The sequence below is a fragment of the Halobacillus sp. ACCC02827 genome, from assembly GCF_030291935.1.
In the GTDB taxonomy this organism is placed as follows: Bacteria; Bacillota; Bacilli; order Bacillales; family Halobacillaceae; genus Halobacillus.
This window is the reverse complement of the sequence record NZ_CP128168.1, coordinates 935,001-957,418: the sequence shown is the minus strand read 5'-3', so window position 1 is coordinate 957,418 and position 22,418 is coordinate 935,001. Positions and strand designations below refer to the sequence as shown.

The window sequence follows — 22,418 nt, the reverse complement described above, 5'->3', positions numbered from 1 at the left end:
CCTTTATTTCCGTGAATAACTCAGCCTTCCAATAGAAGATCAAACGGATCTTCAATCATTTCTTTGATACGCTTCAGGAATTGAACAGCATCTTTACCATCTACGATTCTATGATCATAGGAAAGGGCAATATACATCATTGGACGCACCTGAATCGAATCATCAGGCATAACTTTTGCACGCTTCTCAATGTTATGAAGACCGAGGATCCCGACCTGTGGAGCATTCAGTATCGGTGTAGAAAGCATGGAACCGAAGATACCTCCATTAGTGATCGTGAACGACCCGCCCTGCAAGTCTTCCAAACCAAGTTCTTTGTTTCGTGCTTTTGTCGCCAAATCAGCAATACCTTTCTCAATACCTGCAAAATCAAGACGATCGGCGTCACGGACGACCGGTACGACCAAACCTTCTTCTGTAGATACGGCCATTCCAATATCATAGAATTTCTTCTTAATGATTTCATTGCCTTGAATCTCTGCATTGATAAGCGGGAACTCTTTCAAAGCACCGACAGCCGCTTTGGTGAAGAAGGACATGAACCCAAGCTTAATATCATGTTTCTTCTGGAAGGATTCCTTCCGTTCACTACGAAGCTTCATGACATTCGTCATGTCGACCTCGTTGAACGTTGTAAGCATAGCGGATGTCTGCTGTGCTTCGACGAGACGCTTGGCAATTGTCTGACGGCGTCGGGACATCTTGATTCGTTCCACCGGCTTATCGAAATCACTGGAATCTGAGCTGTTCTGTTTCTCTTTCTCTTTGGAAGAGGAGGAAGCTTTCGGCTGTTCCTGCTTGTTTCCGCTGCCTTTTGCTGCTGCGTCGACATCTTCCGGACGGATGCGGCCAAGTGGATCGCGTGCGGAAACTTCGCTAAGGTCGATTCCGAGCTCACGGGCGCGTTTGCGGGCAGCAGGTGTCGCAATGACGTCTTTGGACCCATTGCTTTCTTCCGGCTGCTTCTCTTCCGTTTTCTGTGCAGGCTCTTCTTTTTCCTGTTTTTCGTTAGATGGTGCCGGTTCTTCCTTGGCGGAACCTTCTACTTCCGAACTGCCGCCACCTGCTTCACCGTTCTCATCCACTTTGGCGATGACGTCTCCGACTTCGACGTCATCCCCTTCCCCGGCAAGCAGCTCGGCAATGATGCCGCTTGCGTCCGCATTTACTTCTACGTTTACTTTATCCGTTTCCAATTCAAGAATCGGGTCGCCTTTTTCCACCTGATCCCCTTTTTTCACTAACCACTCTGCGATCGTACCTTCTGTTATGGATTCAGCTAATTCAGGAACTTTTATTTCCTTCATTTCGTATTTCCTCCTTTAGAAATCTGTAGCGCTTCGTGAATAATGCGATTTTGCTCTGTTTTATGGATGTTCGGTTCTCCGACAGAAGGAGATGCGCGATGAGGTCGTCCAACATAACGGTGGATCTGTCCCTCTTTCAACAGCTTATAAAGGATTCCTTCTACGAAATACCAGCTACCCATGTTCTGCGGTTCTTCTTGGACCCATACGAGTTCTTCTAAATTCGGATACGTTTCCAGCATCTCTGCCAGGTGTTTTTCAGGGAATGGATAAATCTGTTCAATTCTTACAGCATCGATCGTTTCAAAACTCTCGTCACTGTTCTCCACTTTATCCTCAATATCAACCATGATCTTTCCGCTTCCAAGGAGAAGCGTTTTCACTTTCTTCTTATCCTTGTTCTCTGAAAGCAGCGGCTGTTTCATAATTGATTGGAAATGACCGTCAACGAACTGCTGACTCCCTACGGCTACACGCTGGTTACGGAGCAGACTCTTCGGTGTCATCAAGACAAGCGGACGCGCTTCTTCTTCATTGCTGATCGCCGCCTGCCTGCGCAGCAAGTGGAAATACTGAGCGGATGAGGTAACATTAGCGACCGTCCAGTTGTTCTCAGCAGCCAGCTGCAAGAAACGCTCTAAACGTGCGCTTGAGTGTTCCGGCCCCTGTCCTTCATATCCGTGCGGCAGAAGAAAGACCATACTGGACTTCTCGCCCCATTTGGCACGGCCGGCGGAAATGAACTGGTCAAAGATGACCTGTCCGGCGTTGGCGAAATCACCGAACTGCGCCTCCCAAAGGACGAGCGCTTCCGGAGCCTGTACACTGTAGCCGTACTCAAAACCGATCACTCCGGCTTCCGACAGCGGACTGTTATGAATATCAAAGGAGGCTTTTGCCTGTTCCAGTCCGTGCAGCGGGCAATAGGTCTCTCCTGTTTCCACGTCGTGCAGGACGAGGTGACGGTGGGCAAATGTCCCCCGCTCGGTATCCTGTCCGGTAATACGGATCGGCGTGCCGTCTTCGAGAATCGAAGCAAAAGCAAGCGCTTCCGCTGTAGCCCAGTCCACTTTCTGACCATCATCCAGCATTTTGGCACGGCGCTGCAAAATCTTTTCAAGTTTTTTGAACCCGTTGAAGCCTTCCGGGCGTTTCAACAATCCCTCATTAAGGCTTGTAAGGCGATCGCGGCCGATAGCCGTTTGGATCTCATCAAGATCACGCTCCACCCCGCTTGGACGATCTTTCACATCCGGCGAAGTTGTTTCGTGTTCTCCCATATTGTTGTAAATATCACGGAGTTTCTGTTCAAATTCTTCCTTCATCCCGGCAAGCGTTCCTTCTTCCACGATTGCCTCACCCTGAAGCTGCTTTTCAAAGATTTCCGCGACCGTTGCATGATCGTCAATCTCTTTATAGAGCTTCGGCTGTGTTGATCTCGGCTCGTCCATTTCGTTATGTCCAAAGCGACGATAGCCGACCAGGTCAATCAGGAAGTCTTTATGAAACTTCTTGCGGTATTCATAGGCGAACGTCATCGCAGACAAGCAGGCGATCGGATCATCCGCATTGACATGGACGACAGGTATCTCAAAACCTTTCGCCAAGTCACTGGCATACCTTGTAGAGCGACCGTCTTTTCTGTTCGTCGTAAACCCGATCAAGTTGTTTGCTATAATGTGAACGGTTCCTCCGGTACGATAACCCGGAAGGTCACTCATGTTCAATGTTTCAGCGACAACACCTTCTCCAATGAAGGCAGCGTCTCCATGAATAAGCAGACCGACAGCTTCATCCTGGTCCATCTCCGGATAGCCAGGTTCCGAGCGATCATCCTGAGCTGCTCTTGTGAATCCTTCTACCACCGGATTAACATATTCCAAGTGGGAAGGGTTGTGGCTCAACGTTACACGTGTCGCCGATTGTTCCCCGTTCTCGATTTCTCTTCTCGCACCAAAGTGGTACTTCACATCTCCTGTCCAGCCGTAGTTGATTCCCATGGAACCTTCCGAAGGCATCAATTCTTTATCCGGAGAGTGATGAAACTCGGAAAAGATCTTGTCGTACGGCTTACCGAGAATGTGCGCAAGGACGTTCAAACGTCCACGGTGGGCCATACCCATCATGATATTTTTAATACGATCAAGGGAGGCAGACTGGATAATATGGTCAAGCATCGGAACCATAACGTCCAAACCTTCAATGGAGAATCGCTTCTGCGCCACAAAGGTTTTCGCAAGGAAGTTTTCAAAACCCTCCACCTCTGCAAGCCGGTGAAGCAGCTGTTTCTTCTCTTCCTTACTCAAAGATGCCTGATAGGAACCGGTATCCACTTTATCAAGTAGCCATTTTCTTTCATCTTCATTGTTCACATGGCCGAATTCAAACGAAATAGTACCTGCATACCTTTCTTTCAAGGTACGGACGACCTGAAGGGCGTTATCCAGCTTGATAGGCGAATCAGGCCATACCCATTCTGCAGGCATCTCCTTGAGATCCTGCTCTTTCAGGCCATATGTTTCTAGTTCAAGTAAATTTGTTGATGGTCGTTCATCGCTTCCCACGGCATATATGTTAGCGTGAAGATGACCATGACGACGAATAGCCTCAACAAGTTTCAACGCTGAGGAGATCTTTGCAACGTCCAGCCCTGAAGGCGCCGCCTTTCCGTTCGTCTCTACTGCAGACGCCGGTGCGCTTTCCATCCAGTCCGGTGCCCCGTGCTCTTCGAAAATCTCCCGCAAGGAAGGATCGACAGCACTAGGATCGTTCTCATATTGTTCGAATTGTTCTTCAATATACCCCATGTTGGGGCCATGGAAAATTTCCCAAAAGCTTTGATTGGAGCCTTGTTTAGACACGTAAAATACCCCCAAGTAATTGTTGGCTATCGTTTCCTCGAAAACGTTTCCAAGTCCAAGTACTATTATAGAATTGAAACGCTTACTTATTCAACAAATTTCACTGTTTTTTTTCAAAATATCAACAAGACCATTATAACAAGAAAGGCGACCGCATGGGTACGCCTTTTTCACTTTTTTCCAAATAATCTGTTGGACGCTCATTCTTCATCTTCCAGCACGCGGTAAGCCATGTCATACAGAAGCCGCTGGCTGTCAATCTGCTCCTGCCCGTGGTCCCGCTTCACATACACATAACTGCCGTCGTTCCTCTGCTCCCTCGCCTTCACATTATCGCTAAGCATGATAGACAGAATCTTATTCAGCCTGAGCTTAATCGCAGGTTCAACCACAGGAAACAGGAGTTCCACCCGTTTGACCATGTTCCTTGTCATCATATCTGCAGAAGACAGAAAGAGTTTATCCTGTCCGTGGTGGTGGAAATAATAGATCCGGCTGTGCTCAAGAAGCCGTCCGACAATACTGATGACACGGATGTTCTGACTCACCCCTTGGATACCCGGACGCAGACAGCAGATGCCGCGGACGATCAGATCGATGTGAACGCCCGCTCGGGAAGCTTCATAGAGCTTCATAATCAAATACTTATCCGTCAGTGAATTCATCTTTGCAATGATCCGGCCGTTCCCATATTCTTCATGAAAACGGATTTCCTGTTCTATGCAGCGGATAAAATCATTACGGATATCGAACGGAGCCATGGAAAGATAATGAAATTGCGGTTTTTCTGTGTAGCCGCTCAAATAATTGAAGAAATCGGTCGCATCCGTTCCGAATGGATCGTCAGCGGTGAAGATGCCCATATCGGTGTATAACGATGCCGTCTGGTCATTATAGTTCCCTGTGCCTAAATGCACGTACCGCTCAATCTTTTTTTCTTTCTTCCGGACGATGAGAGTAATTTTGCTGTGGGTCTTGAGGTATGTCATCCCGTAAATGACATGACAGCCTGCCTTTTCCAATTCTTTTGCCCATTGAACGTTGTTTTCTTCGTCAAACCGGGCCTTCAGCTCCACTAACACCGTCACTTGCTTGCCGTTTTCTGCTGCTCGTTTCAAAGCATCGATAATGGGAGAGTCGCCGCTCACCCGGTAGAGCGTCTGCTTGATCGCAAGGACGTATGGGTCATCCGCTGCGTCGGAAACGAAGTCGACGACCGGCGCGAATGATTCGTACGGATGATGGAGGAAGATATCCTTCTCTTCGATCGCTTGAAAGATATCTTCTCTTCCTTCCAGATCCTTCGGGGGCTGGGGAATCAATGTTTCATAGTATAAATGCTCCTTTTCTTTCTCCAATGCACCATGAAACGCGAACAAAAAAGTAAGATCCAAAGGTCCGTCATTCACATAAATATCGGCTTTTTCTACTTCCAATACCTTACGGAGAAAATGGATAACGTTCTCATCATATTTGCCTTCCCGGACTTCCAGACGGACGGCAGCTCCCCATTTCCTCTTTTTTAATTCTTTCTCAATTTCTTTCAGTAGATCACGAGCACCTTCTTCGTGAATGGTCATATCAGCATTTCTCGTTATTCTGAATTCCGTTATCGATTCTACTTCATACCCTTTGAAGAGCTTTCCGATGAAGTGACCGATGACTTCTTCGAGGAGAATAAACGGATAGTCTGTCTGATGATCCAGTTGAATGAAACGGTCGAGCACCGAAGGCACCTGGACAATAGCTGTTTTCTTAGATTGTTCCGGATCCAGAACATCTCGTATGACAATTGCCAGATTGATCGATTTATTCAAGAGCATGGGAAATGGCCGGTACGCATCTACAGCCATTGGAGTAAGAACAGGAAAGATCTCTTCATCGAAATATTTTTCCAGTAACGCTTTTTCTGCATTGGAGAGGTCCGCCATGTTCATTAAGTCGATCCCTTCCTCTTTCAGCTCCGCCTTCATAGAGCGGAAAGAGTCGTATTGCCTGTCAACAATCCGGTGGTTGGTATCCGCAATCCTCTTTAACTGCTGCTTTGGAGTCAGACCTGCTTTATTCTCCGGTTTGTTAAACCCAGCCTTCACCTGATCTTTCAGACCCGCTACGCGGACCATGAAGAATTCGTCCAGGTTGGAGGAACCGATGGCAAGAAATTTCAACCGTTCCATCAAGGGATTATCCAAATCGAGCGCCTCAGCGAGCACCCTCTCATTAAACGCGAGCCAGCTGAGCTCACGGTTGTTATAATAATCCGGCCGCCCCAGCACCGCCTTCTCATCTTCCATGGACATGGTGATCACCCTTTATCTCGTATTCGCTTCGTTATCTCTTTTCCACAAACTGCATCGTAATAGACCTCTTGATCGACTTTTCCAAATGCTTTTTATGCTTTTCCGCCTGGTATTCCTCCGCCATCCACGCTCCTTTACAATGGCAGATGAGCAGGACTTCCTCCGAAGTCACCTCAACTTCCAACTTCTCCACAGCCTGCCTCCTCGTACTGTCGAGACTGTAGCATAATTTCAGAAGTGCCCCCATCAGACGGAGTTTTTTCCGTTCTTCTTTTAAAAACCATTCCTTGAAAGGAGACAGGAACTGTTTAAACACCGTTTTATTTTTAAAAGAAGCGAGCAGAGCGAGACGCAGCCTGTCCGTATGCATCAGTCCGTCGATCGTACGATTCGCAAGCAGATAAAAAGTGTGTTGAGAACTCGATTCCCCGTCAATATATTCTCCTAAATTAAACACGTGGCCGGCACGTTTCACTTCGAGCCAGTCTTCCTTATTCAAAGACCCGATTCCCTTCTCCTGAAGGGCACGGAAGAGATCGCCAGCCAAGTGCTGGACATGATGAATCTGCTTAAGGTTCAAGTCATAGTCACTGACGAGTTCCTGGATGCTTTCTTCCAGTACATTCGGAAACACATCTGTCCCCATATCTTTCGTCAACTGTTCATAAAAGATTCCGTCCCTCAACCCTTTACGGCTGAGGATAAAGCTGGTCGCCGCTGTCCGGTCGTATAGACAGTGAAAAACCTCGGTAGCCGGTAAGATGATATCGGCACGATCTTTCGATAACCCTTCTACTTTCTGCAGTTTTTCCATAGACAGGGTGTGCAGATAATTCTTAATGAAAGCAAGGTCATTTTCCTTCATTCTGTATTGATGCAGTCCCGCAAGCGGGTATTCCTTCATATTCTGATCGATTTGGACAAGGTTCCTGGCTCCTCCGCCGATTCCGATAACAGGAACACGGCGGTCCTTCAACCATGGGAGCGTGCCGAACTGCTCAAGCAGATACCTGCGGAGCTCTCCCAGCTCTTCTTCTGATGGAAGATCGTCTGCAAAGAAATCCTGCTTTAAGGTCAAGGCACCGAAGGGGAAGCTGTGAGAGTCGATCAGCTGACGGTCTTTGAAATATGTAACTTCCGTACTGCCTCCTCCGATGTCAATCGTGATCCCTTCCTCGACAGGTGTGGAATTAACGACAGCAAGGTAACCATAATAGGCTTCCTCCTGCTCTGTAAGAATCCTCATATCAAACCCTGTCTCATCGGATACAGCACGTATGATATCCTCCTGGTTCCCAGCCTGACGGATGGTAGCCGTAGCGACACAAATGAGCTCTTCCAGACGATAGGAGAGAACAACCTCGCTGAATCCTTTCAACGTTCTTAAAAGGGTATCCATACCTGCGTTGGACAGAGTACCGTCATCCTGCAGGTGACTTCTAAGGCGGGCCACCGCCTTTACGTTTTCAATTTCACGGAAACGCCCGCCATTGTCTCTCCTGTAAATGACCAAACGCATGGTATTGGAACCGACATCGATGATGGCATAATATTTCTTCGGCATCGTCTCTCCCCACTCCCTTCATTTTCCGACATTATACCATAGAAAAACCCCCGCCTTCGCTCTCGAAGGCGGGGGTACGACAAGTTTATCGGTTTAAAAGACTTCCTACATATTTAAGCAATTCATTAGCGGAGCTGGAGTTGTATCCATGCTCATCCACGAGAGTCGCCACCACTTCATTGATCTTCTTAAGCTGCTGTTCATCCGGTGTTTTCGTAGACGTCGTAATTTTCACTACGTCTTTCAAGTCGGCAAACAGCTTCTTCTGAATGGCTTCTCTAAGCCGTTCATGAGATTGGTAATCGAACTTCTTCCCTTTACGGGCATAGGCGGAGATACGAATCAAGATTTCTTCCCGGAACGCTTTCTTCGCGTTTTCAGAAACACCGATCTGCTCTTCAATGGAACGCATCAAACGTTCATCCGGATTCAACTCCTCTCCTGTCAGAGGGTCACGAAGTTTCGCTTTGTTGCAATAAGCTTCGACATTATCCAGGTAGTTATCCATCAAAGTGACAGCTGACTCTTCATAAGAATAGACGAACGCTTTCTGAACTTCTTTCTTAGCGATCTCATCGTATTCCTTCCGTGCAAGGGATATGAAATCCAAGTAACGCTCCTTATCATCACTGGAAATGGAGGCATGGCTTCCAAGGCCGTCCTTCAACGACCGGAGAACGTCCAGCGCATTGATGGAAGTCAACTCCTTCTTGATGATGGTGGATGAAATCCGGTTAATGACATAACGAGGATCAATTCCGCTCATTCCCTCATCTGCATGCTCCTTCTTCAACTCCTCGACATCCACATCACTGAAGCCCTCCAGGATTTCTCCATCGTACAGACGCATCTTCTTCAATACATCAATGGAAGCTTTCTTCGACTCCTTAAGCCTTGTCAATATCGTGAACATCGCCGCAACCCGCAGCGTATGTGGTGCGATGTGCACGTCTCTTATATCGCTTTCCCGGATCATCTTCTCATAGATTTTCTCTTCCTGACTCACTTTCAAGTTATAAGGGACCGGCATCACGATCATACGGGAGTGGAGAGCTTCGTTCTTCTTATTAGCAATGAAAGACCGATACTCCGCTTCGTTCGTATGGGCGATGATCAATTCATCTGCAGATATTAGCGCGAATCTACCGGCTTTGAAATTCCCTTCCTGCGTCAAACTGAGCAGGTGCCACAGGAATTTCTCATCACACTTCAGCATCTCCTGGAATTCCATGATGCCGCGGTTCGCTTTATTCAATTCCCCGTCAAACCGGTACGCACGAGGGTCCGATTCCGAACCAAACTGGGCGATAGTAGAAAAGTCGATCGATCCTGTCAAATCGGCGATATCCTGAGATTTCGGATCAGATGGACTGAATGTTCCAATGCCTGTACGCTTATCTTCGGAGAAAAAGATACGCTCTACTTGAACGTCCTCAATCCGGCCGTCATATTCTGTCTCGACCCGCATGGTATTCAAAGGTGACAAACTGCCCTCTATACGAATTCCATACTCCTCCTGGAATTCTTTCCTCAAATGGTTAGGTATTAAATGCAGGGGATCTTCATGCATCGGGCATCCTTTAATGGCAAAGACCGCGCCTTCCGCTGTGTGGGTGTATTCTTCCATTCCCCGCTTCAACAAGTTGACAAGCGTCGATTTACCGCCACTGACCGGTCCCATTAATAAAAGGATCCGCTTCCTGACATCCAACCGCCTTGCCGCAGGGTGGAAGTACTCCTCTACCAGTTTCTCCATCGCTTCATCAAGACCATAAATATCCTCATCGAAGAATTTATACCGCTTATGGTCATGTTCTTCTGCAACCCCCGCATTCTTGATCATATTGTAAACGCGGGAATGTGCGGATTGAGCTAAATACGGACGTTCTTTCAATAGATCCAAATATTCTGCGAATGTACCTTCCCATTTGAGTTCCTCTTCGTGTTCCCGGTGGTCTTGTATTTTCTTTAAAATGTCCACTTCGCGACCTCCCCCGTCGTAAGAGACGAATTTTAATACATCCTATGCTTGGATTATCGAAAACATGTGTGACTGACTCGTAATTAAGGATGCAGGCGGACACCAGAGACCGTTAGAAGGTCCATCCCCTTAAGCACCTGAGCTGTCCACCTTCTTCATGCCTATGCCGCCCCGCTTCAAATCTTGACCATAAAAAAAGAAGACTGGAAATTTCAGTCTTCTTCATAATCCCTTCGTTCCTGATACCGGCGCCTCTTCGCCAGTCCGATTACCAGAAAAGTAATAAAAAGAAAAAAATTGAGGAGTCGGAATTCTTCATAAATGATTGCTAGCAATGCCCAAATGAAAGCGCTGATCAAAAAAAGCACACTGGATATCAAAGACTGATTCACAAGGCATCCCCTCCTGTTTCAATTATAAAACAATTCTGTACTTATGTATGCCACCAACCATTGTAACTGGGTAATTCAACCTATAAAACAAGGACATTTACATCCTTTGCAAATTTTGACACATTCCATTGCCCTTGTTAGAATGATTGTGGTTATTTTAATGTGATAAAGTGCTTAACTGACAGAAAGAAGGATTGCATATGGAAACATGGTACTTTGTCGATTCCGGTCACTGTACTCCTGCCATGAACATGGCACTGGATGAAGCTTTGATGAATTGGCACAGAGCCGGAGAAATTCCGCCTGTCCTCCGATTCTACGGCTGGGCACCAGCCGGCTTATCCGTAGGGTACTTTCAGAAAGTGAACGGGAAGATAGACATGGATGGCGTGAAAAAACACGGCTACGAGCTTGTCCGTCGCCAAACCGGCGGCCGGGCTGTTCTGCACGACAAAGAACTGACATACAGTGTTATCGTCTCAGAACAACATGAAGCGATGCCGGCTTCCGTGAAAGAAGCCTATTTGGTAATTTCCAAAGGACTCCTAGAAGGGTTTCGCAACCTGGGAATCCAAGCTGATTTTGCTGTACCGGAAGGTAAACTTGGCGTGACAGGCTCTGCCGTATGTTTTGAAGAGCCGTCCTGGTATGAACTGATTGTAGAAGGAAAGAAGGCCGCTGGCAGTGCCCAGACACGCAAAAAGGGAATCATCCTGCAGCACGGATCGATCCCGATTGATGTAGATGATGTCAAGCTTTTCGATATGTTCCTATATAAAAATGAACGGGTGAAAGAACGCGCGCGAAAAGCATTCGGAGACAAAGCGGTTGCCATCAACCAACTGCTCGATAAGCCCGTTGATTTCAACGAGACAAAACATGCGTTTAAGAGTGGATTTGAAAAAGGGATGGACATAACGCTTGAACCTTTCGAACTCTCTGATGATCAATGGAAAACAGTAGAGAAAATCGCCGCAGAACGATATCAATCGGATGAGTGGAACTTTTCCCGATAATTAAAGGAGTGGACAACATGGCTAAAGACCAAGAGTACATAAGAAAGCCGGATTGGCTTAAAATCAAAATCAACACGAACAAATCCTACACCGGGCTGAAAAAGCTGATGAGGGAGAAGAAACTGAACACGGTTTGTGAGGAAGCACGCTGCCCGAATATTCACGAATGCTGGAGCGAACGCAAAACGGCAACCTTTATGATCCTTGGGGATACGTGCACACGCGGGTGCCGCTTCTGCGCGGTAAAAACCGGACTTCCGAACGAATTGGACTGGGGAGAGCCGGAACGCGTGGCTGAATCTGTCGAAATCATGGGACTGAAACACGTAGTGGTCACAGCTGTCGCCCGTGACGATCTGAATGACGGTGGTGCAGCCGTTTTCGCGGAAACGGTAAAAGCGATTCGCCGACGTGTCCCTGGATGCACGGTGGAAATCCTTCCTTCTGACATGAAAGGTGATTACGAGAGCCTTCACACACTTATGGCTGGAGAGCCGGACATCTTCAATCACAACATCGAAACCGTACGTCGACTTACTAAGAAAGTCCGCGCTCGTGCGATGTACGACCGTTCTCTGGAATTGCTGCGCCGCGTTAAGGAAATCCGCCCTAACACACCGACAAAATCAAGCATCATGGTCGGCCTCGGGGAAACGAAAGAAGAAATTATTCAAGCGATGGACGACCTGCTGGAAAACAATGTCGATATCATGACAATCGGCCAATATTTGCAGCCGACGAAAAAACACTTGAATGTGGAACGCTATTACCATCCGGATGAGTTCGAAGAGCTGAAACAAATCGCTCTGGATAAAGGCTTCCGACACTGTGAAGCCGGTCCGATGGTCCGTTCTTCTTACCACGCAGATGAACAAGTCAATTCCACATCCGCTCAGCGCCGAATCAAATACATGAAAGGCTATGAGTCTCAAGGAAAAGAATTGGATACAACAAACTTCTAACTTAAACGAAAAGGCCCCTCCATTCGAGGGGCCTTTTCCATTTACCAGAAACCGCCGTATGGGGGACGTCCGTAGTATCCGCCATAGTACGGAGGCGGCGGTGGCGGATACCCTCCACCAAAACCTCCGTAGAAACCTGGAGCAAGTGCACCTCCGAGAAAACCGCCGAGCAGTCCGCCGGCGAACGGCCCTAAAAAGAAGAACCGTTCATCTTCATCGCGGAAGCCATCCTGCATGTGATTCGGGTAGTAATACGAATATTGATTCATTCCTACTCCTCCAATCCAACCTTGGTTATTCACCTACTCTTCACTCTATGTAAACGCCCGGTGAGGCGTATAGGCATCTGTCATCCGAGAAAGGATAAAATTAGCAGGACAAGCCATTTCCTTCAATTTGGAAGTGAGGTATAATAAAGACCAGAACGACTTGTCTGGCTAATAAAGGAGGATGGACGATGAATCTAACTTTGATCATTCTTGTAAGCGTTGCATTTCTTACGGCCATTTTCACTGCCGGCTACAACACGAAGGCTGGATCACCTAAGAAATAAGGAAAAGAGTGCCTCCCTTTGCGGACGCACTCTTTTTTGTCATTTGATCAAGTTTGGATAGCCTTGCTGCTTCAACGCATCGTATAAAATGATGGAGGCGGTGTTCGATAAATTCAAAGAACGAACTTCCCCTGTCATAGGGATGCGCAGGCAGCGATCTTCCAATCCCTCAAGGAGGTCTTTCGGTATGCCTGTCGTTTCTTTCCCGAATACGAACATCCAATCTTTCTCCGGACTGCTGAAATCGAAATCGGCATACGACTTCGTTCCGAAATTTTCAATGTAATAAAATTCCGCTTCCGGATAAGCCTCGTACAATTCTTTAATGGAATCATGATAGTGGACGTTCACCTTATGCCAGTAGTCCAAACCGGCCCGGCGAAGCATCTTATCATCTGTTGAGAAACCAAGCGGACGGATCAAATGAAGTTCTGTATTTGTCGCTAAGCAGGTCCTTGCAATATTACCGGTATTAGCCGGAATCTCCGGTTCAAATAAAACAATATGGTTCGGCATGTCTTTCACCTCAGTCTAGTCATAATCAACCAGACCATTATAACATACCGTTCATCCGTCAATTCGGAAAAATTTGTACTGGATTGACGGGGTATAGGCGGTAGAATCTTCATAGGCCCAGTAGCGATGTCGGCTGTTGGATGTATGGGCATTGACGAGCGGCATACCGCTCGCATCCTTCCTTGTTACGATCGTATTATGATCAAAGCGCCCGTTCCCCTGGAAATCATAGCAGATGATATCCCCCGGCGACAGCTGATCGGCTGATGATACTTCCGTAGCCGTCAATCCTTTCCGCGCACCACTCATATACCAGCGCAGCGCATGAGCGACCGTCCAGCTGTAGCTCCATGTCCCACTTCCATACCACCATCCCTTACTTCTTGCAGGCGAGCCATGCATAGGGGCACCACCGGCCCGCAGACACTGAGATACATAATTGGTGCAATCGACATCAAAGTGCCGGTAAGCCGGGTTATAGCTGTCCCACCACCTGTCCGCGTAGCGCACGGCTGCTCTTCTGTCGTACGTAAAACGGCTCTCCTCCCTCTCCCTTGAATGACTGAATTCCAAAGCGGATGTTAAGGAATCCGTACCCGGGCGCTCCGTTCGGATTCGATGATCCAGCCACTCCCCTTTAGAGAATCTGCTTCTTCCCTCGTATATTCCTTCTTCCAAGTAAGTTCGCGGTCCGTCCTTCACCAACATGGAGACGTGCAGCAAATAATCAAGACAGACCTCCTTGTCGTAGGCGGTCCGGTGGTACGGTTTCAGTTCAAATGTAACCCGTCGCAGCGACTTCCCACCCGCTTCTAATGCGTCGACTTTCTTTCTCAGCCACTCTTCTTCGTTCTGGTCAAACAGGCGATCCATGATTCTCTCCCAGTACCGCTGTAATAAATGAACAGCACTCATCCGTCTCCCCTCCCCACCTTCATATCTATGAAAAAGGATAGGAATACATGAAAAAAACGGCTCATCCAAACAGGATCAGCCGCTTCTATGTTCCGTTACGGAATGGTGCTCTCGTTCGAGCTCTAATAACTTCTCTTTCTTATCTATTCCACCCGCATACCCTACGAGTTTCCCGTTACTTCCAATGACCCGGTGACACGGGACCACGATAGAAAATGGATTTTGGTTAACAGCACCTCCGACAGCCCGGATCGCTTTCGGGGCGTGGATATAGGAGGCGATGTCCTTGTAGGAACGTGTTTCTCCATAAGGGATCTGGTGGTGCAGCGTCCGCCAGACCTGCCGTTGAAAGTCCGTACCGTAACATTGGAGAGGTACCTGGAATTCCGAACGCCTGCCTGCAAAATATTCCTGGAGTTCCTCCCTCGTCTGTGCCACATATGTTTGCTCAGGGTCGTAGACCAACTCCCCTTTGAGAAAGTGCTTCCTTTTCCAAGTTTGATAGAATGCGGTCCGATCTTCGTATTTGCCATAATCAATGCGGCAGACCCCTTCATCATTCGCAAGTACTGTAACAGCACCTAAAGGAGTCTCGAATGTGTCATGATATAAGAAAGACTGATGGTTCATGGTCAACCCCTTCTTCAATTAACATTATTTTCTATTATACAAGAGCTGTAGATAGATGAAAAGGTACAGGCGCTTATAGTTTCTCAAATTGGAGCCCTTTCTCCATTTCCACCCGTACCTGATCGTTCTCTTCTTTCTCCATTGCCTTAAGGATCTCTTCCCTGCCGTCCTCTGTTCCAATCTTGCCGAGTGCCCAGGCAGATGTCCCCCGGATCACCGGACGTGGATCTTCCTTCATCAATCGGATCAACTCCGGAACGGCCGTCTCATCCCGGTAATGGGCGAGCGCGAGGATAGCATTACGCTGAATAGGTTTTTTACCTCTCCAGGATCCTGATATAGAACCATAGGTATCCTTGAATTCTCGATTGGAAATGGATAAGAGCGGAACCAATTTTGGTTTCACAACTTCAGGGTCCGGCTCGAATTCTTCATGGTTATGAAAATCTTTCTTTCTGTTCTTCGGACAGACCGTCTGACAGGTATCGCATCCATAGAGGCGATTGCCGATCACTGTTCGGAATTCATCCGGAAGAAAATCCTTCGTCTGCGTAAGGAAAGCGATACACCGCTGGGCATTCAACTGCCCGCCCTGCACGAGAGCATCGGTCGGACATGCATCCACGCAGATGGAACAGTCCCCGCAGCTGTCGTCCACCGGTTCATCCGGGGCAAAAGGGATATTAGTAACTATTTCTCCTAAATATACATATGAGCCGAACTCCGGAGTGATGACGGCGCAGTTCTTCCCGCTGAAGCCTATACCGGCCCGCTCTGCCACAGCCCTGTCGGAAAGTTCCCCCGTATCCACCATCATCTTCAGTTCGGCGTCGGGCACTTTCTGTTTAAGGAATTCCCCCAACTTCTGCAGGCGGTCGCGCAGTACATCATGGTAATCCTGTCCCCAGGAGGCGCGGCAGAAAAGGCCTCTTCGCTCTCCCTTTCTGCTTTTCGGAGCGTCTTTCATTTTGGAAGGATAGGCCAGGGCGATCGACAGGATCGATTGTGCCCCCGGGAGAAGGCGACTCGGTTCCGTCCGCTCTTCTGCGCTTCCTTTCTCAAATCCGGACTGATAGCCGAGCTCTTCCTGACGGATCAGGCGTGCCTTCAGTTCGCCGAACACGTCTGCTGCAGCGAAGCCGATTTTATCAATGCCTATTTCTTTGCTGTATGCGATGACTTCGTCTTTCAGCTGTTGATAATCCACCCTGGTCCTCTCCTTTCTATCGTAAGTCTTTAACTTTAGCTGTCCGTATGCGGTTGAGTACCGCTGCTATTTCCATCATTCGTGGTCTGGCAAGCTCCCCGGGATGCTGGTTTTTGAAAGGTGCAAAAGATGCCAGCCCCTCTTCGTTCATTTGTTTCTCAATCATGGAGAGTATTTCCGATACACTCCGTTCTTCTTTCCAGATGCCTCTCTTCTCCAAATGAAGCAGAATATCGGCAATCATTCTCGTCTGGGACGAATCGATCAACTGCTCGATCCCGTCCAACTCTATATCGGTATGCCCCATGAGAATTCTTTTCAACCCTTTCGCCTGCATCTTTTCCTTCCTGCCTTTTTGTGCCTGGATAGTACTCGGAAGGAACGCCCGCTTCGGCAGGGTTCCAAAAGCCGCTTGCTCCTGGGTCGTACGTCCGGTCGGATACGCTTCAGCAATTTGCTTTGCCTTCTTCGTGACATCATAAGGAATGTATTGATCCATCATAATGACGTCGTCGGCCACCTGGAAATAGTCTCCGGATCCGCCCATCACGAGGAGCGTAGAGATTCCCAAGCCATCTCTGAGCTGCTTGACTTTATCAAGGAAAGGAGTGATTGGTTCCTTCTCCTGTACAACAAGCTGCTGCATCCGTTCATCACGGATCATGAAGTTCGTAGCACTCGTGTCTTCATCGACGAGAAGCGTCGTAGCACCTGCTTCCAGAGCTTCTATTACATTCGCGGCCTGTGACGTGCTGCCGCTGGCGTTTTCTGTGGAGAAAGTCGTCGTATCTGCACCATGAGGAAGATTTTTGATGAATGGGGAAATATCGACATTCGTCACCTGACGGCCATCCTCCGCACGAACTTTGACTGCACCGGGGTCCGTCAGCACATACTCCCTTCCATCCCCTTGAATATGAGGATACACACCCCGCTCCATTGCATTCAAGAGGGTACTTTTACCATGATAACCTCCACCGACAATCAATACAATTCCTTTGTTCAGAGCCATCCCCGTCAACGGTTCCTCTCTGTGTGGAATGGAGAAGGACACCCGCTTCTCCTCCGGGCTCCGGAACGGTACCGCGTCCTTCATAGGGCGCTGACTGATGCCGCTCTCCCTTGGAAGGACTGAACCGTCTGCTATAAACGAAATCCAATCGTTCTTCTTCATTTCACGGAGAATCGCTTCATGCTGATCGGCAAGCTGGCAGGCTGCTTCCAATTCTTCATCCTTGATTTTAAAAATCGACTGTTTCATGATTTCCGGTAATATAGAGAAGAACAGTTTCTCTGCCTGTTTCCCATTGATCCGTCTCCCATTCGCAGGCAGACCTACCGTAAGACAAACGACCACAGAATCGTTCTCCAACTGAACAGCCGTCCGCTCCAATATTTCCTGACCGGGACGATCGACAGAAACGATTCCGCTTTTGCCGCTCCCTTTCACACTCGTCTGGGTTTTACTTATCCTTTTTGCCACGGCTCTTGTCAATCTGTCTTCCGTGTAATACTTCCGTCTGCTCCCGTCTTTCCAACTCGCTTTCATTTCCCGCTGTTTATCCGGGATTCGGATTCTGATTTTGGACGGGGATGCAAACGGATCCCCCTGGACATAATCCAAGAATAAATCGTAATTCGGGAAACGATAATTCCCCTGAAGCTGCTTGTATGCTTTATAACTTTTACCATCTATCTGTTTCAGTTGCTGCTGTAACCGGTTCATAGTGGATTCCTCCTGATTTGTAGTTCTACTATAGGATGTATCCATTTTTCCTCAAGAAAAAACGCAATGCTTCGTTATCCATTTAACGAAACACTGCGTTGGTTCACATAAGTATAAAAAATAATAGCTTTTGGAGCGGGTGAAGGGAATCGAACCCTCATCATCAGCTTGGAAGGCTGAGGTTTTACCACTAAACTACACCCGCATGTCTCCCTCATCGGAAGTACATTTGCTATTATAACAATCGTTTTTTAACCATGCAACAATTAATTTGCAATTTCTTGTCGAATATTGTTTTTTCATGACAGGATCGTGTTAAGCGTGTTTCAATACACAATGTCCAAACAAAAGACGACCCGCATCCGTGGATGCGGGCCGTCTCTTTTCTTTTTACAGAATTACGGTATTCTTTAATGCTGCAATCAGATTCTCAAACTCCTCTTGGACCTGCCGGGCGATTTCAGGCTTTTTGTACATCTCGGCCTTCTCACCGGAGAGATCCGGTTCGATCAACAGGGTCCGTCCCCCATCAAAAACGACTTCGATCTTCCGGGGAGCTGTATTCTCATTCATGCTGTAATCCTCGAAGTATTCTTTCATGGAAATGATCCGATCTGTAAAGAGTGTTTCCTTCTTCAGCGACATGTCCTTGGACATACTGAGCACTGTCAACGTACGATCGTTCCGATTGACAATAAATAATTGATCCAGGTCTGAATCGGCAGCTTCGAGCGAGCAATAGTTATCAGACTCAAACAGGTCTTCCGTAAATTCCAGTACAGCGGCTCTTTGCAGGTGACCCAGTTCTTCCGTACTTAGTCTTTCCTTCAGTGTTTGGGACATGAATAGAAAACCTCCTTTATTTGCTTTCTCTGTTCAAGTCCCCGTTTCAAGAGCTGCTAAAACGAATGCTGGCAAATATAAACAATATTTACCAATCACGATACTTCAAGGGGTTTCGAAAGTTCGATAGTTTCGACATCGTTCCCTTCTTTTCCCGTTGACGTCATTTCTCATAACTGCTCGGAGATGTAATGGAAGAGCTCTACCGTTTCTATGTATTCGGCTGCCTGTTTGCTATCCAATGCACGTTCCAGCTTATGATTGGCCTTTTTTGCGAATTCTTCCACAATATCATTGTCCGATAAGCCCGTTAATTTATCCAACAACTGCATTTTTTCCTTACTATCTTTCTCAATATCAGACCACTTCGGCTCTTCCTTTCCTTCTGGTTCACCGACGCCTTCCACTAATACCTTTACTTCCTTTTGCTTCTCCACCGCTTCCTTGAAGGATCTGACTGTCCGTGCATCCACAGGCGCTCGTACGGATACCTTCTGTTCTTCCGCTTCTTCTTTGTCAATGTGTATCCTCTGATAAGTTTGTGAATGCTCGCTGATGGTTTCCTTTGGACTTGCTTCTATATTCGCTTGACTATCCTGCTGACTTAACTGCCACACTCCAAAGCTGATTGCTGCAATTCCCAGTATGGACGTGACTTTCACAAACCTGCTCATTTACCCCGTTCCTTCCTTATCCCTCTGAACAAAAGGAATTTTTCGACACTTTGTAACATGATTGTAACATTACAAAAAATTACTGTAAACGGATGTCAGAAAAAAACAAAAGAATATAAAAAAGAACATCGCCTCCCTCCACAGGGAAGCAATGTCCAAAGATTACCCATTCTCCACTTATAAATTTCGGATAAACAAGCGAATGACGTCTGCGCCACCGATAAACGTACCTAATGAACTTCCGAGGTTGGCAAGAACGACTACGAGAAGGATCCGTGTCACTTTGTTATTCCAAAAGCCTTTCACACTCGTCACATCATCCGACAGCGTATCGAAGTCTCCTACATTCGGACGTCGGAAGTACGCCTGGACAATACCCGCGAACCAGCCTGCTGCAATCAGCGGATTCAACGAAGTGATCGGCGCCATGATAAAGGCCGTCACAACTGCCAGCGGATGAGCTAAGGCGACAGCGGTTCCTAAGGCCGAAAAAGATCCGTTCCAAAGGATCCAGCTGATGGTCTGCTGCGTCCCTGCGGCAGGGTTGGAGAAGAACGTATAGACAATGACCGACAATATCAATAAAGGAATCGTCCAACCGATGATCTTCGGCGCTTTTGATTTCTTCGGCCGCTCCGTCAATTTCTTCAAGTCATGCTCTTTATGGATCTCTTCTTTGATCCCCGGAACGTGGGCAGCTCCCAAAACAGCGACCACTTTATTCCCCGGAGCATGCTTGATGGAATGCGACAAGTACTGATCACGCTCATCGATCAACGGCTTCTTCAACGTAGGGAAACTATCCGTCATATCCTGGAGCATACCATCCAGCATATCCTGTGTTTTCAGCTTCTCCAACTCTTCCTCTGATATCTCCTCTTTACTGAAGATCCCGTAAATGATTGAGAGAAGCAGCTTCGCCTTTCCCTTGAAACCGATATTTCCCCAAATCCTTGCAAAAGTAATTTGGATGTTACGGTCGGCAAGAACCAGTTCCGCTCCCGTTTTCTCAGCTGATTCGATTCCCTGGATCATTTCCTGACCCGCCTGGATCCCGAATTGCTTCGCCATCTTCTTCTGAAACGAAGAGATCGCCAGGTTGACGAGCAGCAACGACGCTTTTTTACTTTTGATCACTTCAAATATATCTGTATTCTTCCATCGGTCCCCGTCACGGATCGATTCAAAACGCTGCTCATCGAGCTCGACACAAACAGAGTCCGGCCGTTCCGCTTCGATGACTTCCTTCACCTGTTCTGCGCTCTGCTTCGACACGTGGGCAGTACCGATAAGAATGAATTCCTTCTCACCAATATGTATTCTTGTTATATTCTCTTCCATTATAGACATCAAAAACCTTCCTTTGTCTTAAGTCAGAAATTTACCTCTCTTCTACCATATTAAACTAGATTCCCTTAAAAGAGAATCCTTTCCCCTGATTTATCCCGGGCGTTGACAAACGGAAAGGAGAAAGATAAAATCTCTATAATAAATCCATACAGCTCGTATATATTTGGAAATAGGGTCCAAACGTTTCTACCGAACTACCGTAAATGGTTTGACTACGAGAGGGATAGGCTGCATGTGCATGTACGACACACAGCCTGTCCTTCTTTTGTACCCTCTAGTTTTAGAAAAAATGCTAGGGGGTTTTTTCATCAAAAGGAGGAGATTCCATTATGACAGCCAATACACCCAAAGATATACTAACGAAACGCATCCGGACAGCAAATAAGGATGTTCCCGCTGATGTCGTCATTAAGAACGGGCGCATCATCGATGTTTTCAATATGGAAGTCCTGGAAGCAGATATAGCCATCACAGAAGGCACGATTGCAGGAATCGGCGAATACGATGGAAACGAAGTAATCGATGCCCATGGGAAGTACATTGCTCCTGCCTTCATCGACGGACATGTCCACATCGAATCCTCTATGGTTCCTCCCGAAGAATTCGCGAGAGTCGTTCTTCCCCACGGCGTGACGACGATCGTTACAGACCCACATGAAGTAGCCAACGTCTGTGGAAACCGCGGCATCCAGTTCATGCTCGATCAGGCGAAGGATACCTGTATGGATATGCATTTCATGCTGCCATCCTGTGTCCCCGCCACGCCGTTCGAAAACGCAGGTGCCCGTCTCATGGATGAAGATCTTCGTCCCTACTATGACCATCCCCAAGTACTTGGCCTGGCAGAAGTGATGGACTACCCCTCCCTCCGGAGCGCCGCACCCGATCTCATCGGCAAGTTGACGTCCACGACCCTGGAAGGGAAAAAGATTGACGGTCACCTGGCAGGTCTGGACCCGCACGCCATTAACATCTACAGAGCTGCCGGTGTCCTGACGGATCATGAGTGCAACACGCCGGGAGACGCCCTTGAACGTATCAGGAGAGGGATGTATGTCATGATGCGGGAAGGATCGGTTGCCAAAGACCTGCTTGCCCTGCTTCCAGCAGTAAAGCCTCACAATTCACGGCGCTTCTTCTTCTGCACCGATGATAAACATATCGATGATCTGCTTCGAAACGGCAGCATCGATCATCATGTCCGTCTGGCCATAGCAAACGGGACAGATCCGATGACGGCCATCCAGATGGCATCCCTGAATGCTGCAGAATGTTACGGACTGACTGATAAAGGGGCTGTCGCTCCCGGATATAAAGCCGATTTGATCTTGTTTGACGACTTGAATGATCCTGTAATCTCAGATGTCTATAAGGAAGGAAAGCATGTTGCCAAAAATGGTTCCTACATCGGACCTGCTCCGGGCAGGAAGGACCTTGCATCAGCGATTACCAACACTGTCCACCTGCCGGAACTGTCGGAAGTTTCACTGAAAATCCCGATGGAATCCTCCAAAGCTAACGTCATAAAAATCAATCCTAACAGCCTGAGAACCGACCACAACGTGGAACATGTCCAGGTAGAGAACGGCTCTTTCCTTCCTTCTGTGGAAGAAGATCAGTT

At 47.7% G+C, this 22,418-nt stretch carries 18 protein-coding genes, 1 tRNA gene and 1 riboswitch (1 of these 20 only partly in view); of the genes, 3 read left to right on the top strand and 16 right to left on the bottom strand.

Annotated elements, in window-relative coordinates; genetic code table 11:
* Positions 1-20: 20 nt before the first annotated feature.
* The 6 genes from odhB to QRD89_RS04920 all read right to left on the bottom strand — a co-directional run bounded on the left by odhB (position 21) and on the right by QRD89_RS04920 (position 10,405).
* Positions 21-1,307 carry a 2-oxoglutarate dehydrogenase complex dihydrolipoyllysine-residue succinyltransferase gene (gene odhB / locus QRD89_RS04945; RefSeq protein ID WP_008634575.1) on the bottom strand — a complete coding sequence of 429 codons (1,287 nt, stop codon included), beginning with the start codon at positions 1,305-1,307 and terminating at the stop codon, positions 21-23.
* The gene (locus QRD89_RS04940; protein ID WP_051348973.1) at positions 1,304-4,114 is read right to left on the bottom strand and encodes a 2-oxoglutarate dehydrogenase E1 component; all 2,811 of its coding nucleotides are present in this window, start codon (positions 4,112-4,114) and stop codon (positions 1,304-1,306) included. Before QRD89_RS04940 ends, odhB begins: the two co-directional genes overlap by 4 nt.
* Before the next feature lie 254 nt (positions 4,115-4,368).
* Positions 4,369-6,468: an RNA degradosome polyphosphate kinase gene (locus QRD89_RS04935; RefSeq protein WP_286096427.1), complete on the bottom strand. Its 2,100-nt coding sequence runs from the start codon at positions 6,466-6,468 to the stop codon at positions 4,369-4,371.
* A gap of 31 nt (positions 6,469-6,499) precedes the next feature.
* Positions 6,500-8,032 (bottom strand): Ppx/GppA family phosphatase, encoded by a 1,533-nt coding sequence (locus QRD89_RS04930; RefSeq protein WP_286096426.1) that lies wholly within the window; start codon positions 8,030-8,032, stop codon positions 6,500-6,502.
* A gap of 85 nt (positions 8,033-8,117) precedes the next feature.
* Positions 8,118-10,013 carry a PrkA family serine protein kinase gene (locus QRD89_RS04925; protein WP_008634571.1) on the bottom strand — a complete coding sequence of 632 codons (1,896 nt, stop codon included), beginning with the start codon at positions 10,011-10,013 and terminating at the stop codon, positions 8,118-8,120.
* Positions 10,014-10,225: 212 nt separating this feature from the next.
* Positions 10,226-10,405, bottom strand: a complete 180-nt coding sequence (locus QRD89_RS04920; RefSeq protein ID WP_026578302.1) for a hypothetical protein — start codon at positions 10,403-10,405, stop codon at positions 10,226-10,228.
* Between the two features lie 200 nt (positions 10,406-10,605).
* Here QRD89_RS04920 and lipM point away from each other — a divergent pair, with 200 nt between their 5' ends.
* A complete protein-coding gene (lipM, locus tag QRD89_RS04915; RefSeq protein ID WP_008634570.1) occupies positions 10,606-11,421 on the top strand; it encodes an octanoyltransferase LipM in 816 nt (271 codons plus the stop codon).
* A gap of 17 nt (positions 11,422-11,438) precedes the next feature.
* Positions 11,439-12,383, top strand: a complete 945-nt coding sequence (gene lipA / locus QRD89_RS04910; protein WP_008634569.1) for a lipoyl synthase — start codon at positions 11,439-11,441, stop codon at positions 12,381-12,383.
* 41 nt (positions 12,384-12,424) lie between these two features.
* Here lipA and QRD89_RS04905 read toward each other — a convergent pair whose 3' ends face one another.
* The 10 genes from QRD89_RS04905 to QRD89_RS04860 all read right to left on the bottom strand — a co-directional run bounded on the left by QRD89_RS04905 (position 12,425) and on the right by QRD89_RS04860 (position 20,797).
* Positions 12,425-12,652 (bottom strand): hypothetical protein, encoded by a 228-nt coding sequence (locus tag QRD89_RS04905; protein ID WP_008634568.1) that lies wholly within the window; start codon positions 12,650-12,652, stop codon positions 12,425-12,427.
* Between the two features lie 323 nt (positions 12,653-12,975).
* Positions 12,976-13,452: a tRNA (uridine(34)/cytosine(34)/5-carboxymethylaminomethyluridine(34)-2'-O)-methyltransferase TrmL gene (trmL, locus tag QRD89_RS04900; RefSeq protein ID WP_008634566.1), complete on the bottom strand. Its 477-nt coding sequence runs from the start codon at positions 13,450-13,452 to the stop codon at positions 12,976-12,978.
* A 51-nt stretch (positions 13,453-13,503) separates the two neighbouring features.
* Positions 13,504-14,367 (bottom strand): amidase domain-containing protein, encoded by an 864-nt coding sequence (locus tag QRD89_RS04895; protein ID WP_286096425.1) that lies wholly within the window; start codon positions 14,365-14,367, stop codon positions 13,504-13,506.
* Positions 14,368-14,442: 75 nt separating this feature from the next.
* Complete coding sequence (locus QRD89_RS04890; protein WP_008634562.1) at positions 14,443-14,997, bottom strand: methylated-DNA--[protein]-cysteine S-methyltransferase; 555 nt, start codon at positions 14,995-14,997, stop codon at positions 14,443-14,445.
* A 73-nt stretch (positions 14,998-15,070) separates the two neighbouring features.
* Positions 15,071-16,204 (bottom strand): tRNA epoxyqueuosine(34) reductase QueG, encoded by a 1,134-nt coding sequence (gene queG, locus QRD89_RS04885; RefSeq protein ID WP_286096424.1) that lies wholly within the window; start codon positions 16,202-16,204, stop codon positions 15,071-15,073.
* A gap of 16 nt (positions 16,205-16,220) precedes the next feature.
* Positions 16,221-17,930, bottom strand: coding sequence for an ABC-ATPase domain-containing protein (locus QRD89_RS04880; RefSeq protein ID WP_286096423.1), 1,710 nt, complete (start codon positions 17,928-17,930; stop codon positions 16,221-16,223).
* A 131-nt stretch (positions 17,931-18,061) separates the two neighbouring features.
* Positions 18,062-18,135: transfer RNA gene (locus tag QRD89_RS04875), tRNA-Gly, on the bottom strand.
* 185 nt (positions 18,136-18,320) lie between these two features.
* Entirely contained in the window at positions 18,321-18,773 is a 453-nt protein-coding gene (locus tag QRD89_RS04870; protein ID WP_008634557.1) for a hypothetical protein, read from the bottom strand.
* Between the two features lie 170 nt (positions 18,774-18,943).
* The gene (locus QRD89_RS04865) at positions 18,944-19,447 is read right to left on the bottom strand and encodes a hypothetical protein (protein WP_008634555.1); all 504 of its coding nucleotides are present in this window, start codon (positions 19,445-19,447) and stop codon (positions 18,944-18,946) included.
* Positions 19,448-19,624: 177 nt separating this feature from the next.
* Positions 19,625-20,797, bottom strand: coding sequence for a TraB/GumN family protein (locus QRD89_RS04860; RefSeq protein WP_286096422.1), 1,173 nt, complete (start codon positions 20,795-20,797; stop codon positions 19,625-19,627).
* A gap of 133 nt (positions 20,798-20,930) precedes the next feature.
* Positions 20,931-21,032, top strand: a riboswitch (purine riboswitch).
* A 94-nt stretch (positions 21,033-21,126) separates the two neighbouring features.
* On the opposite strand from QRD89_RS04860, the gene ade reads away from it, so the two are divergent.
* Positions 21,127-22,418 carry the 5' portion of an adenine deaminase gene (gene ade / locus QRD89_RS04855; protein ID WP_286096421.1) on the top strand. It continues 454 nt past the right edge of the window, so the window shows 1,292 of its 1,746 coding nt (coding positions 1-1,292); its start codon is at positions 21,127-21,129; its stop codon lies off the right edge, out of view.

Coding starts and splice junctions, on each gene's coding strand:
- odhB (WP_008634575.1), bottom strand. CDS start 1,307: ATGAAGGAAATAAAAGTTCCTGAATTAGCTGAATCCATAACAGAAGGT.
- QRD89_RS04940 (WP_051348973.1), bottom strand. CDS start 4,114: ATGGGGTATATTGAAGAACAATTCGAACAATATGAGAACGATCCTAGT.
- QRD89_RS04935 (WP_286096427.1), bottom strand. CDS start 6,468: ATGTCCATGGAAGATGAGAAGGCGGTGCTGGGGCGGCCGGATTATTAT.
- QRD89_RS04930 (WP_286096426.1), bottom strand. CDS start 8,032: ATGCCGAAGAAATATTATGCCATCATCGATGTCGGTTCCAATACCATG.
- lipM (WP_008634570.1), top strand. CDS start 10,606: ATGGAAACATGGTACTTTGTCGATTCCGGTCACTGTACTCCTGCCATG.
- lipA (WP_008634569.1), top strand. CDS start 11,439: ATGGCTAAAGACCAAGAGTACATAAGAAAGCCGGATTGGCTTAAAATC.
- QRD89_RS04905 (WP_008634568.1), bottom strand. CDS start 12,652: ATGAATCAATATTCGTATTACTACCCGAATCACATGCAGGATGGCTTC.
- trmL (WP_008634566.1), bottom strand. CDS start 13,452: ATGCCGAACCATATTGTTTTATTTGAACCGGAGATTCCGGCTAATACC.
- QRD89_RS04895 (WP_286096425.1), bottom strand. CDS start 14,367: ATGAGTGCTGTTCATTTATTACAGCGGTACTGGGAGAGAATCATGGAT.
- QRD89_RS04890 (WP_008634562.1), bottom strand. CDS start 14,997: ATGAACCATCAGTCTTTCTTATATCATGACACATTCGAGACTCCTTTA.
- QRD89_RS04880 (WP_286096423.1), bottom strand. CDS start 17,930: ATGAACCGGTTACAGCAGCAACTGAAACAGATAGATGGTAAAAGTTAT.
- QRD89_RS04870 (WP_008634557.1), bottom strand. CDS start 18,773: ATGTCCCAAACACTGAAGGAAAGACTAAGTACGGAAGAACTGGGTCAC.
- QRD89_RS04865 (WP_008634555.1), bottom strand. CDS start 19,447: ATGAGCAGGTTTGTGAAAGTCACGTCCATACTGGGAATTGCAGCAATC.
- QRD89_RS04860 (WP_286096422.1), bottom strand. CDS start 20,797: ATGTCTATAATGGAAGAGAATATAACAAGAATACATATTGGTGAGAAG.